Source organism: Paraburkholderia sp. BR14320 (genome assembly GCF_040948665.1).
In the GTDB taxonomy this organism is placed as follows: Bacteria; Pseudomonadota; Gammaproteobacteria; order Burkholderiales; family Burkholderiaceae; genus Paraburkholderia; species Paraburkholderia youngii.
On sequence record NZ_JBFPKG010000209.1, the window covers coordinates 1 to 984 of the forward strand.

The 984-nt window shown below is 65.9% G+C and carries 2 protein-coding genes; both read left to right on the forward strand.

The window, feature by feature from the left end:
• A partial coding sequence (locus tag AB3X89_RS39925; RefSeq protein WP_368588022.1) for an oligopeptide/dipeptide ABC transporter ATP-binding protein occupies positions 1-519 on the forward strand: 519 nt, incomplete at its 5' end.
• A gap of 94 nt (positions 520-613) precedes the next feature.
• Positions 614-984: helix-turn-helix domain-containing protein (locus AB3X89_RS39930; RefSeq protein WP_368588023.1), on the forward strand; the 371-nt coding region annotated here is incomplete at its 3' end.

Below are 984 nucleotides of genomic sequence, written 5' to 3' on the forward strand. Positions count from 1 at the left end.
TCCGCGCTCGATACGGTGGTCGGCGCAGCCATTCTCGAACTGCTGCGCGATCTGCAGAAAAAGCTCGGCGTGTCGTATCTGTTCATCACGCACGACATCGCCAAGGTGCGCGCGATCAGCGACGACATCGTCGTGCTGTACGCAGGGCACCGCGTCGAGGCGGGTAACCGCGACGCGTTGTCGGCGCCGCCGTACCACCCGTATTCGCATCTGCTGGTGTCGTCCGCGCCGGAACTTCGCGCCGGCTGGCTCGAAGAAGCGGGCGAGCGCTGTCATCAGACGCTGCCGCCGATCGGCGAGCCGGCCAATGAGCCGCAGCTATGCACGTTTCTCGCGCGTTGTCCGATGCGCATCGATGGGGTCTGCAACCGCACGCCGCCGGCCGCGCGCACGCTCGAGAGCGGCGCGCAGGTGGTGTGCCATCGCAGCGAAGCGGAACTGCAGCAGTACCAGAACGGACCGCCGGACGGCGCTACTGCGGCTGGTGGGCTCGCGCAGTCCGTCACGCTGCGCGTCTGATGGCCAACTCGCGCTTCGCGATGACGGCATCCGCCTTGCCGAATCGGTGTCGTCGGAGCGGCGCGCATGATTTTGTGGCCCGAAGGGATACGACATGACTGGAATCTTCGACTACACCGCCAGCGGCACGACCGTGGTGATGTCGCGTGCGATCAGGCGGGCCGTGGCTTTTATCGAAAGCTCATTCGCGCAGCCCGTCAGTCTTGCGACGCTCGCGGCGACGGCGGGCTTGAGTGTGTCGCGCTTTGCGACGCTGTTCCGCAAAGAAGTGGGAATCTCGCCGCATCGTTATGTGTGTTTGGTGCGGATCCAACACGCCAAGCGGCTATTGCGCGACGGCGTCCCGCCGTGTGAGGTCGCGACCGAGGTCGGGTTTTTCGATCAGAGTCACCTTGGCCGACATTTCCGGCGCGCGGTCGGCGTGACGCCGGGGCATTTCGTCGCTTCGCCGGAGGCGGTCAGCGC